This is a genomic window from Bythopirellula superficialaquae (assembly GCF_059632245.1).
In genome coordinates this window covers 5,460,834-5,475,368 of record NZ_CP197426.1, presented here as the reverse complement: position 1 = coordinate 5,475,368, position 14,535 = coordinate 5,460,834, and the positions used below count along the sequence as shown (strand labels likewise).

Sequence of the window (14,535 nt, the reverse complement as noted above, 5' to 3'; positions counted from 1 at the left end):
TATTTATTCTGTATGATCAGTGTTCAATCCGTGTTTCATCAGTGGCTAAATATTCTGGATTTAAAGATGTACTTAAAAACCAGACAACATTGATTAACGGCCAGTAAAGTAGGCATGATTAGCGAATCGACCAAATCGTTTTCGACAAGTTCGGCGACTGACCGCGAGTTGGCCGACGTGCTCGATTGCTATTTGCTTTCGTTGGAACAAAATACGCCGCTCGATGTTGAACGCTTGATCGCCGATCATCCGCACTTGGCTACCGACATTCGCTCGTTCGTGGAAAGCATCGAGATGCTCCACGGCGCCACGCACGGCCTTCACGAGCCGGAGGCAAATCTGGCGGTTCCCAAGCCAGTGGAATCTCAGCAACTCTCACGGCACAGCGAAAAGCGGCTGGGCGATTTTGAGATTGGTCCCGAGATCGGTCGCGGCGGGATGGGGGTCGTCTACGAAGCGACTCAAATTTCGTTGCAGCGCAAAGTGGCTTTGAAGGTACTCCCTTTCGCGGCGATGTGGGATCATAAGCAGATCGCTCGCTTTCAGAACGAAGCCCAGGCCGCGGCCCAGCTGCATCACCCGCATATCGTGCCGGTGTTTGCCGTGGGGCAAGAACGGGGCGTTCATTTCTATGCGATGCAGTTGATCCAGGGGCGTTCGCTCGACCAGATCTTAGGCGAGTTACGTCGCGAAGCGGTGCAGGAGGTCGATCAATGCATTGTCTCGACGATGGCCATTGAATCGACGTTGAATTCAAAATTGTCGTCCGAGCATGCGGCGGGACAAACACGCTATTGCCGCGCGATTGCCGGTTTGGGAATTCAGGCGGCGAACGCCTTGCACTACGCCCACGAATGCGGCGTGGTTCATCGCGACGTAAAGCCTTCGAATCTGATGGTCGACCATCGCAACAAACTGTGGATCACCGACTTTGGCCTCGCGCGGGTGCAAGACAGTCCAGGCGTGACGGTCACCGGCGACGTTGTCGGCACGCTCCGTTATATGAGTCCCGAACAGGCGACCGGCAAGCATGCACTTGTGGACCCGCGGACCGACATCTATTCGCTGGGGGCCTCGCTGTACGAATTGCTAACGCTGCGGCCAGCGTTCCCGGGCGAAGATCGTCAAGCCGTGATGCAGGCGATTGGCAACGAAGAGCCGACCCCGCCGCGAACCATCGATCCGGCTATCCCGGTCGATTTGGAAACGATCGTCTTGCAGGCGATGGCCAAGTCGCGCGACGAACGCTATACGACGGCCGAGCAACTGGCCGACGATCTCAACCGTTTTCTCCAAGGCAAACTGACTCTCGCGCAGCGACCCACCGTGGCCGATCGCGCGGCGAAATGGGTCCGGCGGCATCGGACGATTGTTTCGCTCGCCGCGGCGTTCTTGCTGATTCTCACCGCTGTTTCGACAACGGGGGCCATTCTGCTTTCGCGCGAACACAGTCGCAAGCAGGCTGCGTTAGCCACGGCGGAAGTCAACTGGAAACAGGCCCGCGAAGTGGTGGATCGCTTTGGGACGCAATTTTCCAGACAGTTGGCGCGTCTGCCGGGGAGCGAACCGCTGCGGCAAGAGGTGTTGAGCGATACACTGAAGTACTACCAAGAATTTATCGATCGCGCTGCGAATGATCCGCTGCTTCAAGCCGATTTGGCGAATGCCCAATTGCAGGCGGGGACGATTGCCGATCAACTGGGCGATCAAGAAACGGCGGAGAAAGCATTTCGCACGGCCGCCAAGTTGTTCGGCGAATTAGCTGCCACGGCCGAGAAGCCCGCTGAGTTTCAGCAACAACATGCCACGGCCCTCAACAATCTCGCCATGCTGTTTGCCGCGCAAGGCCAATTGGCCGAGGCTCGCCAGCAATACTCGGCGGCGATTCGTCTGCAAACTCAAGTCACTTCAAGCAAGGATCAGGGCGCATCTGCCAAGCGTGTGTTGGCCGAGATGTTCGCCAATCGTGGTTTGCTCGAACGACAAATTGGAGAGCAGAATGCGGCGCGGAAATCGCTAACACATTCCATCGCAATCCTCGAAACAATCGTCGCGACCAAAGAGACGGATCGCGAAACGCGGCATGCGTTGGCGATGGCATTTAACAATCGCAGCTTCATGGAACAGGAGCACGACTGGACCGCGGCGGAAGCCTCGTGCCGCGCGGCGGTTTCGTTGCTTACACAACTGGTTGAAGAATCCGAAGATGATCAATCGGCGTCGGCTCGCAGCGATCTCGCACTCAGCTACAACAATCTGGCCGCGATCTTGGGGCATCAAAGCAAGAACGATGACGCGATCGTGGCCTTTCAACAGGCGGTCAAGTTGCAGGAGCAATTGGTCCGCCAAGCCCCGGTGGTGGTGCAATATCGGAGCGATCTGGCGATCACTTGGAATAACTTAGCCCAGGCGCTAGCGCGTGATGATCAGAACACAGAAGCCGCATCAGCTTACGAACGAGCGCAAGTTTTGTTCGAACAACTTGTGGGAGACTTCCCGCGTGATATTCGCTTCCGCAGTTCGCTCGCGGGGGTGCTGAACAATCGTGGCATGGCCAGCGAGTTGGCCGGGGATTTTCAACAGGCGTTGGTGGCCTACAAGCAAGCCATCGAACATCAACAAATCGCCGTCCTGCAAGCGCCACAGCAAACGCAGTATCGCGATTTTTTAAGCAAGCACTATTTCAACTGTGCGCGGACGTTGCGAATGCTCAACGAACCCGCTGCTGCCGCGAAGCTGGCGCTTGAACGCCGCAAGTTGTGGGAAGACAACGGCGAGCAACTGTTTCAAGTGGCCATGGAATTGGGCGTCGTTGGAGACGCGATTCCTGCGGATTCCCAGGACAAAAAGTTTTCACGCGAGCGCGTGCTCGATGAAGCAATCGTCACGTTGCAGCAGGCCGAGGCCACGGGTTACGCTGTAAACATGCAACAGATTCCGAAGAACTTGCGAACCCGCTATCAAATCGCCAACCGAATTGCCGCTGAGGTGCAACCATGAACAGAAAGATTACAGCCTTGAGCGGAAAGATTAAGAGTCGCGCGCTGGCTTTTGAACGGATGGAAGAGCGGCTAGCGTTGTCGGCTGATTTTGCGATCAATCGCGATATACAGGTGTTCGCAAACGGGAGCACAATCAATAGTCTGGTTTTGAATCAGGGAGGATTGGTACTCGCTACCGACAACGCGATTAGTTTCAGCTTCAATAACGACAAAGTCCAGTCGATCATCGATCGCGTGGATGGCAATCGCGTGGAGAGATTTTTAGAGGAGCACCCCGCGGCAGCCTCCTATTACGAAGAGCTGGTCAAAGGGGCAGAAGAAAGTGGTCCCGCAGCGACGGACTTCGATCAGGTCACGCCGATTCCTCAGCCCGACAATCAAGTCGAGCAACCGGGCGGCACGATCGAGCTGAGCAATATTTTTCTGCCCTCGTCGCTGCAAAGCTCGCCGCGGTCGGAATACACCCAGGTGGAAAGCGCGTCCGAGGGGTCGCAGCTCACGGCGTTTGATTCGTCGGCAAAGGAACCTACGTTGGCGCGAGCCCGCGACGTTTATTTTGAAGTCGCTTCGCTCTCCACGACGTTGCAGCCGCGCGGCAAACATACGGCTCTCAATGTGGCCGCAGGTCAGAGCCCTGATGATCAGGCCATGTTGACCGACATTGCAAATCGTTTGCGACCGAAGGCTGAGCCCAACGAGGACGCGGCCAACAAGATCCCAGCGGCTGAATCACAACCCGCGAACCAGACTGATAAGCCTGGAGATGTTCCTGAGGAAGCGGCTCAATTGATGCGTTCGGCGGAACGGCCAGCTGTTCCCGAGGCGAAGAGTGCACGGGACGAGAAATCGCTACCGGCTGATGATGAGCTTTCCACCGCAGAAGCTCACGATCAAGTGTTAGACGAATTGTGGGGCGATGAGCTCATGGCCGAGGAAGTCGCTGTTTCTCTGCGCGGCAACGAAGGGGGCAAGTACTACATCGCGTTGCCGACGGTGGCTGTCCTGGTAGGAGGGGGCCTGATTGCACGGCATCGCCGCAATTCGCGGACTAGCGAATTGCAACCGCCACGCAAAAAGCTGGGATCGTGGCTCGGTTAATTCATTCTTGAAGTCGGGACAAACGCTTTGGTCCCTTACAGACCGGTTTTTCGCTACGATTAGACCGGGGCATAACACTCCCCCGTGAAGAAATTCGTGGGAGCGCTCCAGTCGGGGCGGGCGTGCGTTACAATCGAAGATTCGTACAGAATCTTTTCTTCGGAGGCTTTTTTCGATGACCATACGCGCGGATGTTAGTCGTGGCTATCTCATGCGGCTCGGCCTAGTGGGGCTGTTCTGCGCCTTCGGCGGGGCGTATTTCCTTTACGACGGCTTCGTCGGTTATCCTGCTCAGCGGGAACGTGGTTTTGCCTACGAAAAATTCATGGAAGAGAACGCCGCTCTGGACGAGCTCGATCGCGTGAATAAATGGAATGAATACGCACGTGAGAATAATTGGCCAGAAGGAAATCCTCTTGATGCCGACACGAACAAACCTCTCGCCGTAGTGAAGATTAACGAGCAGTTCTATTACGCCGGTGCGGCGGGGCTGGCCGCACTTGGATTTCTGTCTCGCTTTGCGTTTATGTTTCGGCGTTGGATCGAGTGCGACGAAAACCACTTGCGCGACAAGTCCGGCCGAGAGACGACCTATGCCAACATCACGGAGCTCAACAAAAAGAAGTGGCAGAACAAAGGTATTGCCTTTGTGAGTTACAAAACCGACGCGGGGACTGATCGCATTCGGATCGACGATTTCTATTTTCAACGCGACCCGACGCGGCAAATTCTGCGCAAAGTGGAAGCCAATATCGACCCCGCGCTGATAACCAACGGTAAGCCAGAACCCCCAGAAGTGCCTGCTGATGCTCCAACACCAGCGTGATTGTTAGCCGGCATCGTCCCGATGCCGGTGTTTGTCGGGGTCGTGACGACCCGGCTCGCTGAAGTTTGAATTGCGACGCGTGGCAACCCGGTTACAATGGAACCTAGCGAGCCAGCGCTTTCTTGACTCGGAACAGAGAAGCTCCCGAGTCCTCAAGATGCGAGAGAACGGTACGATTCGAACGCCATCCGCACGTCGGCGTGGTTCGCGATCCGCCTGCACCGTTACCTCTCGGCAAAGCGAAAGTTCATGCAAAGATCGCGGATCGGCCCGTTCGCCTTAGAGGAATCTCTCGATCACGAGGGAGGCGGCAACGTGCTGCGCGGTCTGCATCTCGAGCGCAAAGCCTCGATGGCCGTCAAGCTATTGCCCTTGGGCTTAGTGAATCGCCCCATGGCGGGGAACGCTTTTTCCGCCGACGTCAAACGCTTGCAGCGGCTCGTGCATCCCAATATCGTCCGCTGCCTGGGGGGCGCGATCGAAGAGGGGCAGCCTTATCTGGCCCTGGAGCTGGTCAAAGGCGAATCGCTCCGCGATCTTTTGGATCGGCGAGGGAAATTGCCGTGGGAGTTGGCGGTCGAGATTGTCGACAGCATCTGTTTGGCGCTCAAGCACGCTCATCAGTTCGGTTACGTGCATCAGAGACTGACCCCTTCGCGGGTCATCATTCAGCCCACGGGCGAAGTGAAGATCTGCGGCTTTGATTGCGCGTGGGCCGACAAGGACGACGTGCTCGGTTTGCGTGTGCCGATGTCGGTGGCGAATTATTTGGCTCCCGAGGAATTCCGCGGCAAACAATCCGCCGCACTTCCACCGGCTGATTTATTCAGCGTCGGCGTGATTCTTTACGAATGCCTGTCCGGCGACTTGCCGTGGAAAGCCAATTCCCCTGCGGAGCTGGTGCAAGCACGTCGCGATGGCGATGCGCCGCGCGTGTCGGCCAAAGAACTCGACTGCCCCGTGTGGCTCGACTTGCTGACCGCCAAGTTGCTCGCCGTGAAAAGGGCCGAACGACTTTCTTCGGCCGAGGAAGCTCATCGTGCGATTCTCATGGCGAAGGAAAAAGTCACCAAGGGAGTTAGTGCCACGCAGCAAATGCTGTCGGGGCGCAGAGGGATGCTGCAAGTCGACACCGACCGCAGCGAAATCGTGCGATTGAAAAAGCACATGCAGCCCAAGGAGCGCGATCACAGCCCGTTCTACGAGCGGGTGTGGTTTTTGGGGATGTGCCTGGTGCTGCTGGCCATCGGTGGCATCTGGGCGCTCCAACCCCCCAGTGAACAGAAACTGATCGCCCAACTCGAACCGCTGATTGCTTCCGAAGATGTCGTTGATTGGCGGCAAGCACAGAACCTGATTCCCGTGCTGATGGAAAATTATCCGGAGACGGAGTTCAAACCCGAGATCGATCGCTTTCAAGAAAAGTACACGATGTACCGCGCAGAAACGCGGGCGCGGATGAACCAAAATACGGGACATCTGCCCGAAAGCGAAGCCGAGCGATTGTACCTCGAAGCGTGGGAACTCGATACAAATGGGGATCGCTTCACAGCATGGCAAAAATACGATGCGTTGAATGTTTTGTTCGAGAAAAGTGAAGACGAATTCGATCGGGCGTATGCTGGTCTGGCTCGGCGACGGATTCAAACCTTCAAACGCGACCCCGACGCAGGCAAAAGCCAACAGGAATTCGTCCAGGAAAGTCTCAACGAAGCCAAGCAACTCATTGCAGAAGGAAAGCTCCTGCGGGCACGGCAGAAACTAGAAAGCATTCTCGAATCGTACCAAGACAATCGCCAGCTACAGCCACTAATCGATCAAGCACGAGCACAACTCAATCGTCTGGTTGGCGAGAATTGATTGACGAATAGCGAAACGTCGTATTTCGAGCAAGGTTACAACTATTTGTGTACAGCAAACGGAATCACAACTTTCACGCCTGCATATTCTTGACCGTTGTTGAGGTCTTCACTGTAAACAGTACTGCAGCCCAATTGCTTCGCCGCGACAAGAATGGCCGCATCCCAGTAAGATATTCCGAATCGCTGCTTGACTTGAATTGCCTCCATAACGAGGTCACTCGTCACCGATTGAATGGGAAACGCTGCGAGTGATTTGAGTACGGCCAACGCTTCGTCATGAGTCATTTCCAGACGCTGCTTCGTTACCGCGGCGACGTAGAATTCTTGTAACACTTGCGCCGAGAAATGAATTCCTGAGTCGGCTAAAACTTGACGAGCAATTTCTCGCTTCTCGCGATCGGCAGTGGCATTGGACGCGGCGTAAAGCAGCACGTTCGTATCAACGAATACCATTGCGGTCATAGAAGTCTTCACGGCGGAGTTGGCCGATGGGTTGTGTGTTGCGAGCGCTGTCTAATGCAGCAAATAAGGACGACAGATGTTTGCTGCCATCGGGCGTATCAGATTTGGAACTGATCACAACTTCCACTTCGGTCCCGGGCGTAAAGGGCACACCCACAAGGTGGATTTCACCTTGGCTGCTAACGGTACTTGATGTTTCGAATTGGCTCATGGGATTAATTCCGAGAAACATGCCTCTCTGCAATTATGGCCAACAATTTTGGCCGAGGCTACTCTTATCTGTCCCGATCAACGCTTCCAAGAGACATTTGGCGGAAATTGCTACTCTGATCCGAGATCTTCAAGCATCGTTTCCTCTGGCGGCTGAGCATCTCGGCTCGTGGCCCATTCGCCGTAATCCGCGGCATGGCGCATGGTGTTCCTGGGGTCGCTGCGCGACAGATCGCCGGGCAGAGTCATTGCCCCCGCCACTTGCCTGCGATAACCGCGCGGATTCATGGGATCGGTCGTCGCGTCCAGGGGATCGTATTCTTCACAGGCAGCGACTGCCACTTGTCCCTGCATGATTCGCCCGGCTCGCAGACGCTGTGCTTGCTGATCCATATACGAGGGTTCGCCCGTCTCGGTTGCTTGGCTGCGCAAGTATTTGATGTTTTCGTACGCTTGCCGCATGGCTTCTTGCCGGGAAAGTGCGTGGGAGAGCATCAGTTGCCGCGCGAGTTGCTCGGCTTCCAATTGCAGTTCCAATCCTAGGCGTCGTTCTTGGAAACGGCCGAGCCAATCGCGGAGCTCGTGAGGAGTGAGTGTCGCGAGTTGTTCAAGAAACTGCTCCCCTTCGGCGGGGCTGGTTCGCGCAGACAAACGGCAGAATTCTTCGATAGCTGCTCTTGCTTCGTGCATTTCAGCGCTGGTCCAGATTGCCAGTTTCTCGGGACCGAAGCCCGCGGCCATGTTTTTCTTGGTTTGCGATTGCGCGGGATTGGCGGTGAAAGGTAGCGGATACGCGTGTTGCGTTCGTCGCACCGTCATGTCCAACTGCATGGGCAAAGCGGCTGCTGGTGCTGTTTGCTGTACTTTCTCGTACAGCGGTGGAATTGGCGAGTTCGGCAGTTCGTCGGGCGAACGGGCAACGACGACGTGAGCCATCGTCAGAGAGATCATCGAAACAAGGATAATACGCACCATGCGGAGATTATAGCAAATCGACCGCTAGCCAAAATAAGACACGTTAACCAGCGGAAAATCTAGAAAACGAGTCCGAGTAACGCCTTAAGAACGTCGTAGTGCCAAGCCCGCAAGGCTCAAGAGTAGTAGCAATCCAGTCGCCGGCTCGGGTACGGAAACACCTTCTAGCAGGCCGACCGAACCGTTGTAGCCACGTTGCCACATCAGAAAATCACGGCCATCGACGTCGCCATCGCCGTCGGCATCACCCATGGCTGGCGTTGCACTGTGCGCCGTGCCGAAATTATTCTGCCAGATCGCCAAATCAGTGGAATTGGTCACGCCATTGCCGTTGAAGTCGCCCATTCGAAAGACACCATCCAGGGCGGTGTCCACTTCCGAGAGCGAGGAAAAGAATTGGCTGCCACTTTCCACGCCTTGATAGCGATCCAGAAATTCCATCAAAGCCAGCGTCGACAAAGTCACGTTCCAGTTGTCGGCCAGCGAAGGAACTTGCGTGGGATCGCTGGCCCCTGTGGCCCATTGAGCGGAATCCGCCAAGCCGAGCGGGCCATCGAGCCCGCCACCGAGTCCGTTATCCAATAAGTACCGCAAGGCATCTTCCGAATTCTCCGCGCCGGCCATCAAGGCGAAGGAAACGCTCCAAGGCATGAACAGATTGGGTTGGCCATAGTCCTCCCACATATTGAAGGCCTCGTACCCCCCTCCTCCACGCGCGGCATCGGGCTGGAAAAAGTAAGGCCGGCCCTGCTCTGCGAGTTCCGCGGCGACGTCGGCGTGATACTTCACGAAGTTTGTCCACGGGTTGCGGGCCAAATTGCGATTCGAGTAAGTATCGACTCCACGTTCCGAGGTGTCGACGAACAGATTGATCAACGCCTGTGCAAATGGGGCGCGGTAATCATCGCTGAACGAGTACACCAAATATTTTTGCGTCGGATCGTTGAGATAGTCGAGCGTGCGGCCGGTGTCTTTATTCCATTGATTCTCCAAAGGAACGTGATGGGCGTCCGACACTTCGGCGGCCATCGCGACGACTTTGTTTTCGTTGGTGTAACCAGCGTAGGTGTTGCCACTCAAGCCGTTTTGGGCGCTGTAGGCCATGCGGAACGCGCCGGAGGTGTTAAAGGCAGCGAAGTTAAAACGATTCTGCAAGGTATCGATTGCATCGCGCAGCGGTGCGGGGGTGGCCGTTTGCGATTTATAATTGTGCAGCGCGAGGGCAATAAACGCGGCATCGACCGAAGATTCTTCACCCCCTTGAGGGGCCGCAGTGGCGAGATTTAGAAACCGCGTCGGCAAATAGGTCGTCTGGTTGCGATTCGTGTTAAGCGAATTGACCAGCGTCCCCATATAGCTGTCGGCTTCGGCTTGCGTGACCCAACCGCGGCGGATTGCGCCGGGGAGCGACCAAACCACACCCGTGGTGGTGTTGAGCGCGCCGGTGATCACGTCGTCGGACGTATTGGGAACAAGACCGGTCGTTTTGTTGCGGGCTGCCCACAGGCCGTTAAATTGTCGCTTGGCCAAACGCTCGACGACGACGTCGATCGGCGCGGTCGCGGGATCGATGCTCGGGCCGTTCTCGCGCAACGAAAAATCGTCGAGGTACAACGAGCCACTGGTGGCGCCGAAATCGGCATCAACCAGAAAACCAAGCGCGAAAGTCCGCTTCAAATCGGGGGAGCCGTTGACACTCCAACCCGAGCCCAGATCGAGCGGGGCATCGATCTTGGTCCAGCCGCCCGCTGGGATTGTGTAACTGCGACGAGCACTGTGGCTACCGGAATCGCGGTAATCCTTAAGCTCCAAGGAAAACGTGAGCGGGGTGGTCGTGGTGTTGCGAACGTAGCCTTCCAGCGTCTGATACTGTGTGAGATCGCGGTCTTGGCGGTAGCCCGGTGTGCCGTTCACCGCGCTCGAAAAGGTTTGAAAGAAACGGAAGCCGTCAGCCGGAATCGAGCCCAAATTGGCTTGATAGGCGCTCGTGCCTGTGCGGACAACTGAGGATTGCTTGGTGAAACTGGTGATGTTGCCGCTGTTGAACGGACCACCCCAGAGATTGAGGTTGTCGGAGCGTTCGCCGTCGAACAAGGGAACCAAGCCCAAGTCCCCGGCGGTCAGATTCCCACCAAATGCCCAAGCTAACGCGCAGGCCAAGCAGCATGCCTTCAGCCAACTGTTGAAATGCCCATTCATGCTGTTCCGCCTCAAAGAAAAGAACGGCGGTACGCCGTCTAATATCTGCCTCTCTTACAACTCTACGATGACGTGATGGGTGAGTCCATCATGGACCATGGGGATATGCGCCCCTTTGTGGTCGACCACAATCTGTTGGCCGTCGCAGCTGGCCGACTTCACGCCCCGTTGCTCGCCGTTGGGATTGCGTATCGTAATTGCGTAGATCGTGCGTTTGTCGTCGACACGATAGCGAATCTTGCATTCCGGCCAGTCGCTGGAAATGGACGGGTCGATCCTCAGATGCGTGCCTTGCTCGAGATGCAGGCCCAGGAGCGATTCCACGGCCACGCGGAACATCCATCCCGCCGAGCCGGTGTACCACGACCAGCCCGCACGGCCGGCGTGAGGAGCACTGCCATAGACGTCGGCGGCGACCACGTAGGGCTCCGCTTTGTAGATGTCGACGGCTTCCGGCGAATTGCCGTGGCTCACGGGGGAGAGCATTTCCAACAGCTCGCAAGCTCTCGTTCCCATGTCCCATTCTGCCATGGCTCGAATCAGCCAGAGCACGCCGTGGGTGTACTGGCCACCGTTTTCGCGCACGCCAGGCAAATAGCCTTTGATGTAGCCAGGGTCTTGGGGCATCTTGTTGAAGGCCGGATGCAACAGACGAATGATGCCGGCTTCGCGGTCGACAAGTCGTTCATCCGCCGAAGCGAGTGCCTTGGCAATCCTTTCAGGGGCCACAGCGCCCGATAGCGCGGCCCAAGCTTGCACGAGGGCGTCGATCTGGCATTCGTCGCCACTGGCCGTGCCGAGTGGTGTGCCGTCATCGAAGTATGCGCGGCGATACCAATTGCCGTCCCAGCCGGCTTCTTCCAAGGCGATCCGCAACTGCTCGCGATAGGCTGAGTAGCGCTCGACCCGTTCCTGGTCGCCGTGCTGGGCACAGACAGGGAGCATCCGTTCGAGGATGTAATCGATAAAGAACCCCATCCACACGCTTTCGCCCGTACCGCCCTGGCCGACGCGATTCATGCCGTCGTTCCAGTCGCCGCAGCCCATCAGAGGTAGGCCGTTACGACCGCGCGTGAGCCCGCGATCCAGCGCTCGGCAGCAATGCTCGTAGAGCGAACCGCTTTGACCGGAATCCTGGGGTGTAAGAAAAATCTCAGCCTCCCCGGCAGGAACTTGCTCGGCGGTGAGGAAGCGAGCTTGCTCGTTCCAGATCGCTTCGTCGCCGGTGGAATTGACGTATTCGCAGGCCACCAACGGCATCCACAACAAGTCGTCGGCGAAGATCGTACGGATGCCCTTGCTTAGCGGCGGATGCCACCAGTGGAGTACGTCCCCTTCGACGAACTGATGCGAGGCATTCCGCAGGATTTGCTGCCGCGTGAAGTCGGGCCGATGAAATATGAGTGACGAAACGTCCTGCAACTGATCGCGGAAGCCATAAGCACCGCCCGATTGTTGCGGCGACGTGCGGCCCCAGAACCGGCAGCTGATGTTTTGATACGGCAACCAACCGTTGATCATCAAATCGATCTCACGGCTGGGGGTTTCGATTTGCAACGCACCGTTAAGTTCACGCCAATAGTTTTGCACTTCGGCGAGGGCGTCATTCACAGTTCGTGGAGTCTGGTACTTGGTGATAATCTCACCGGCTTGCTCCGTGGAATCGGTCTCGCCAAGTAAGACACTCAATCGGACGGTTTGGCCGGGCTCGATCACGAAGTCGGATTGCAACGCCGCACATTGATCGAGATCACTCCCCGAGTGACCGCGAAGCTGCTCGCCGGAAGCGACTGCTCGTGGCGCGGCGGTGCTGCCTTGCAGGCCGAGGAATTCGGTGCGATCTGCCGTGAGGTGGCATTGACCCGGAGCACCCGCCAAAGCGGCAAACGCGACGGCTGAAGAAAATTCGCCGCGAGCGGAATTCGTCGCGAACACGGCTTGCTGATTGGGGCTCAGCGTAGTCTTCGTCGCGAACTGCGTGAAGTTCAACCCTTCGCCGAGTTCCCATTGCACGTAGCCATACAAGCTCAAGCGGCGCGGTTGATCGCCATTGTTGGTGATCACAATGCGGTTGATCTTCACCGGCTCGACGCGCGGCACGAACTGCGTGAGTTCCTGAGACAATCCTTGGCTTTCATGGCGATAGATCGTGTAACCCCAACCGTGGCGAACTTCATACGACACGTTTTGGGGAACCGGCCCGGGTGCGAGCGACCAGAATTCGCCGCTGTCGCGATCACGCAAATAAATCGCTTCGCTATGAGGATCGAGAACCGGATCGTTCTGCCAAGGGGTCAAGCGATTCAAGCGGCTGTTGCTGGCCCAGGTGTTGCCGGCCCCTGTTTCCGAAGCGATGAAGCCGAGCGATTCGCTGCAAATGACGTTGTTCCAAGGGACGGGCGGCAACTGCAAATCGCCCTGCGCGTTGGGTTCGAGGCGAATCACGTACTCGCGGCCCTGCTCGGCAAAGCCGCCGAAGCCGTTGGCGAATTCCAGCGATTCGTTCTGAGTCTGCTGGGCTGTTTGTTTGTTGCGCGGTTTCTCGACCGTAGGAACACGCTTGGTAGTCGTGGGCGCTATTCCATGGACATAGCTGGGAAGCGGCTTGATGTGGTACAGCGCGAGGAAGCTGGTTGCGGCTTCGTCGTCGATCGCAGCATGGGCGTGACCATTGTGCGCGGCGCCGTTGCCATTGGTTTCGTGCGCGGCGCTCTTGGAACAAGCGAGACCGTAAAGCTGTTGAGTCGCCTTGGTCAGCAACGGCTTGAGGTCCGCGGCATTCAAGCCTTCTTGCAGCAGACGTTCTTGCGTGGCGGCATCGGCCCGCTCAAACGCGCGATCGCATTCGGAGAGTGTGTTGAGTTGTTCGGCGGTACGAATCACTTGTGTCTGATCGTATCCGGCACCCAGGCCAAAGATGACGGTAACGCTCGCCATGGGGGGCAAAATCAAGACAGTTCGCAAGCTGAAGACGGGATCAAGCACGCTGCCCAACGTCCCGTTGAGCGGGCGTGAGCTGTTTAGGGCCGCTGGTGAACGGAGAGATCGCCCACGACCAATGAAGCGGTTGCGGTCGGTTTCAAATTCGCTCACCCCGACGGCTTCGCCATCGTGAACCAAGAAATGACAGGCCGAGAGCGTTTGCTCGCCATTGCGGCGTGGTCGGCGGTGGGCTAGCAAAATGCCCGAATCGGTACGCGACGTTTCGACAAAGATCTTCGAGAAACCAGGATGCGCTTGGTCGCCCACCGGATCTTGCAGAACCAACTCGGCGTAGCTGGTGAGCTCAATCGAACGGGTGGTCGTGCCGTTGTTGGTCAGCGTGCAGCGACGGAGTTCAATGTCCCATTCTTCGTGAATGCAAACATCCAGCCGAGCTGAAATATCTTGCTGACTCCGCGTGACAGAAGCCGTGCCCGGGGTGAGCGAAAAATCATATTCGGTTGGCTCTTGGCAGGTGGGTTGATAGCCCAGCGACCAAAATTCGTTGCTTTCCAGATCGCGGAGATAGAAAAAGTAGCCCAACGAATCGGCCGAAATATCGGATTTCCAGCGGGTGATCGCCTGCTTAGCAAAATTCGTATAACCTGTACCTGAGGCCGTTAGCAGCGTGACCAGCTGTCCGTTCGTGAGAAGCTGCAGAGGCGTGGGGGATTGATCAAGGCAGCCCCGACCAAATCGAGCGACTTCACAGCTGTGAGTGGGGAGTGTGTTTGTTTTCATCGAAACCAACGGAAGAATTGCCTACAAATTGTTCCAAGAGCGCGTTTTTGCTTTTTGAAAGCAGCTGTCTTCTGAAAGCAGCTTCGGAGAAGTGTGAAGAAGGCGAGCTGAAGAGCGAAAACATTGACAGCGCTTTCAAGTCATTTTAACCTACGATTTCCCTTTTCGTCCAGACTTT

9 protein-coding genes are annotated in these 14,535 nt (G+C 56.7%); 4 read left to right on the top strand and 5 right to left on the bottom strand.

Translation table 11 applies throughout. From position 1 onward, the window contains the following. Nucleotides 1-114 precede the first annotated feature (114 nt). From SH678x_RS22625 to SH678x_RS22610, 4 genes are all read left to right on the top strand, one after another. Nucleotides 115-3,000 carry a protein kinase domain-containing protein gene (locus SH678x_RS22625; protein ID WP_496920738.1) on the top strand — a complete coding sequence of 962 codons (2,886 nt, stop codon included), beginning with the start codon at nucleotides 115-117 and terminating at the stop codon, nucleotides 2,998-3,000. Continuing rightward, nucleotides 2,997-4,100 carry a hypothetical protein gene (locus tag SH678x_RS22620; RefSeq protein WP_496920737.1) on the top strand — a complete coding sequence of 368 codons (1,104 nt, stop codon included), beginning with the start codon at nucleotides 2,997-2,999 and terminating at the stop codon, nucleotides 4,098-4,100. The genes SH678x_RS22625 and SH678x_RS22620 overlap by 4 nt, the downstream gene beginning before the upstream one ends. Before the next feature lie 175 nt (nucleotides 4,101-4,275). Continuing rightward, nucleotides 4,276-4,926: a hypothetical protein gene (locus tag SH678x_RS22615; protein WP_496920736.1), complete on the top strand. Its 651-nt coding sequence runs from the start codon at nucleotides 4,276-4,278 to the stop codon at nucleotides 4,924-4,926. A 249-nt stretch (nucleotides 4,927-5,175) separates the two neighbouring features. Next, nucleotides 5,176-6,786 carry a serine/threonine protein kinase gene (locus tag SH678x_RS22610; protein ID WP_496920735.1) on the top strand — a complete coding sequence of 537 codons (1,611 nt, stop codon included), beginning with the start codon at nucleotides 5,176-5,178 and terminating at the stop codon, nucleotides 6,784-6,786. A gap of 41 nt (nucleotides 6,787-6,827) precedes the next feature. Here the strand turns inward: SH678x_RS22610 and SH678x_RS22605 are convergent, their stop codons facing one another. The 5 genes from SH678x_RS22605 to SH678x_RS22585 form a co-directional block, all read right to left on the bottom strand. Beyond that, nucleotides 6,828-7,250: a PIN domain-containing protein gene (locus tag SH678x_RS22605; RefSeq protein WP_496920734.1), complete on the bottom strand. Its 423-nt coding sequence runs from the start codon at nucleotides 7,248-7,250 to the stop codon at nucleotides 6,828-6,830. Next, the gene (locus SH678x_RS22600) at nucleotides 7,228-7,461 is read right to left on the bottom strand and encodes a hypothetical protein (protein ID WP_496920733.1); all 234 of its coding nucleotides are present in this window, start codon (nucleotides 7,459-7,461) and stop codon (nucleotides 7,228-7,230) included. Before SH678x_RS22600 ends, SH678x_RS22605 begins: the two co-directional genes overlap by 23 nt. 110 nt (nucleotides 7,462-7,571) lie before the next feature. Further along, the gene (locus SH678x_RS22595) at nucleotides 7,572-8,435 is read right to left on the bottom strand and encodes a hypothetical protein (RefSeq protein ID WP_496920732.1); all 864 of its coding nucleotides are present in this window, start codon (nucleotides 8,433-8,435) and stop codon (nucleotides 7,572-7,574) included. Between the two features lie 84 nt (nucleotides 8,436-8,519). Beyond that, a complete protein-coding gene (locus SH678x_RS22590; protein WP_496920731.1) occupies nucleotides 8,520-10,634 on the bottom strand; it encodes a dockerin type I domain-containing protein in 2,115 nt (704 codons plus the stop codon). Nucleotides 10,635-10,688: 54 nt separating this feature from the next. Further along, complete coding sequence (locus tag SH678x_RS22585; protein ID WP_496920730.1) at nucleotides 10,689-14,357, bottom strand: GH36-type glycosyl hydrolase domain-containing protein; 3,669 nt, start codon at nucleotides 14,355-14,357, stop codon at nucleotides 10,689-10,691. Nucleotides 14,358-14,535 lie beyond the last annotated feature (178 nt).

Coding starts and splice junctions, on each gene's coding strand:
- SH678x_RS22625 (WP_496920738.1), top strand. CDS start 115: ATGATTAGCGAATCGACCAAATCGTTTTCGACAAGTTCGGCGACTGAC.
- SH678x_RS22620 (WP_496920737.1), top strand. CDS start 2,997: ATGAACAGAAAGATTACAGCCTTGAGCGGAAAGATTAAGAGTCGCGCG.
- SH678x_RS22615 (WP_496920736.1), top strand. CDS start 4,276: ATGACCATACGCGCGGATGTTAGTCGTGGCTATCTCATGCGGCTCGGC.
- SH678x_RS22610 (WP_496920735.1), top strand. CDS start 5,176: ATGCAAAGATCGCGGATCGGCCCGTTCGCCTTAGAGGAATCTCTCGAT.
- SH678x_RS22605 (WP_496920734.1), bottom strand. CDS start 7,250: ATGACCGCAATGGTATTCGTTGATACGAACGTGCTGCTTTACGCCGCG.
- SH678x_RS22600 (WP_496920733.1), bottom strand. CDS start 7,461: ATGAGCCAATTCGAAACATCAAGTACCGTTAGCAGCCAAGGTGAAATC.
- SH678x_RS22595 (WP_496920732.1), bottom strand. CDS start 8,435: ATGGTGCGTATTATCCTTGTTTCGATGATCTCTCTGACGATGGCTCAC.
- SH678x_RS22590 (WP_496920731.1), bottom strand. CDS start 10,634: ATGAATGGGCATTTCAACAGTTGGCTGAAGGCATGCTGCTTGGCCTGC.
- SH678x_RS22585 (WP_496920730.1), bottom strand. CDS start 14,357: ATGAAAACAAACACACTCCCCACTCACAGCTGTGAAGTCGCTCGATTT.